The following is a 1,768-nucleotide window of genomic DNA, read 5'->3' on the forward strand; positions in this document are numbered from 1 at the left end:
GGGCGGCGACGCAGCACGGCGTGGATGCGTGCCAGCAGCTCGCGCGGGTTGAAGGGCTTGGGCAGGTAGTCGTCGGCGCCCACTTCCAGGCCGACGATGCGGTCGGTCGGCTCGCCGCGTGCGCTGAGCATGAGCACGGGCAGGGTCCGGGTGCGCGGTGAAGCCCGCAGCTCGCGGCACAGGTCCAGGCCGTCGCCGTCGGGCAGAATGAGGTCCAGCACCAGGGCGTCCACCGCCTGGCGGGCCAGCAGCTCGCGCCCCGCGTTCAGGCTCGCAGCGGTGGAGACCTGGTAGCCATGGCTGCGGAGGTAGTCCGCCACCATGGCGCTCAGGCGCATGTCGTCGTCGATGAGCAGGATGTGTTCAGCCATGTCCGCCATTGTCGCGCCCTCCGGGGGTCAGCGGGAAGGGGCCGGCTGGCTGGCCACCGCTGGGGCCGAGGCGGGCGGTGCCGGGCGACGCAGCATGTGGTTGTTCAGGCGCTCTTGCGTGCCTTCGCGGGAGCCATGCGCCTCTTCGCGGCGCTCTTGACGTCGCTCATGGCGGTCGGCCATGCGCTCTTGCATGCGCTCATGGCGTTGATTGATCAGGGCCGCGGCCTTGGCGCGTTGTTCGGGTGTCAGCACCTGGCCCACGTCCAGCATGGCCTGCGTCATGCGCTTGCTGACCTGGTCGTGCTGGGCCAGCATCTGCTGGCGCTGCTTTTCAGCCTCCCCGGCGTCGAGCTTGGGCGAGGTCCAGATGGCCATGGCGTTGTGGTGCTGTTCGCGCGACTTGTCGTGCAGGGCGCGCAGGTCGGTGCGGGCCTTGTCGGCGATGCCACGGATCTGCTTGCGCTGGGCATCGGTGGCCTGAACTTCGTCGAGCAGGCGCTCGAAGCCCGGGCCGGCGAACGGCAGGCCCATGCCGGGCTCGGCCTTCATGCCTTGGCCATGGTGGCCCGCCTTGCCATGGCCTTTGCGATCGCCCTTGTGAGCATGCTCGCCGGCATGCCAGGGGCACATGCCGTCATCGCAACCGCCCGCCGAGGACGGGCCCGACGCTGCCTTGGCCACTGCGGGGGTGGCGGCCTGAGCCACCTGGGTGGCGGCGAACACCAAGGCACCGCCCAGCAGCAAGCTGCCCAGGATGCGGGCCGGTTGAACGGCAAGAGGATGGCGGGTGACGCGAGCGTGGGTCATGGTTCTCTGTCCTGGTTGGGATGGCATCGAGTGGTGGCTCCATGGTGCCCCGACGAGGTCAAGCCTGGGTTGCGCCGCCGTAAAGATCTGTGAAATGAACGCTGCGGCTCAGACAGGCGCCACCGATGCCGCCAGCGAACAGGCCTGACGGGCCAGGGCCGTGATGCGCTCCCAGTCGCGCGCCTGCAGCGCCTCAAGGGGCGTGAGCCAGGAGCCGCCCACCATCGCCACGTTGGGCAGTTGCAGGAACGTGGCGAGGTTGGCTGGCGAGACCCCGCCCGTCGGGCAAAACCTCACGTCACCCAGCGGACCGGCCAACGCTTTGAGCATGCCGATGCCGCCCGCCTGTTCGGCCGGGAAGAGCTTCATCAAGCCGAAACCCAGCTCGCGCGCCCGCATGACCTCACCCGGGGTCATCACACCCGGCACGAAAGGCAGCCGGGCCGCCTGCACGGCGTCCAGCAGCTCGGGGGTGAAGCCTGGCGACAGCGCAAAACCGGCACCGGCATCGCGCACCTGGGCCACCTCCTGGGCCCTCGTCACCGTGCCGGCGCCCACCCGCATGGCCGGCACCGCTCGGGCCACGG

At 70.1% G+C, this 1,768-nt stretch carries 2 protein-coding genes and 1 pseudogene (1 of these 3 running past the window's edge); all 3 read right to left on the bottom strand.

Annotated features, from left to right (window positions below; all coding sequences use genetic code 11):
* A pseudogene (locus B2W70_RS18475) lies at positions 1-371 on the bottom strand (response regulator) (it extends 459 nt beyond the left edge of the window).
* A gap of 27 nt (positions 372-398) precedes the next feature.
* Positions 399-1,181 carry a Spy/CpxP family protein refolding chaperone gene (locus B2W70_RS15160; protein ID WP_286746920.1) on the bottom strand — a complete coding sequence of 261 codons (783 nt, stop codon included), beginning with the start codon at positions 1,179-1,181 and terminating at the stop codon, positions 399-401.
* Positions 1,182-1,289: 108 nt separating this feature from the next.
* Positions 1,290-1,768 (bottom strand): bifunctional 4-hydroxy-2-oxoglutarate aldolase/2-dehydro-3-deoxy-phosphogluconate aldolase (gene eda, locus B2W70_RS15165; protein ID WP_286746922.1); only part of this gene is annotated, 479 nt, incomplete at its 5' end.

The organism is Aquabacterium sp. UBA2148 (assembly GCF_002328915.1).
Taxonomy (GTDB): domain Bacteria; phylum Pseudomonadota; class Gammaproteobacteria; order Burkholderiales; family Burkholderiaceae_C; genus Aquabacterium; species Aquabacterium parvum.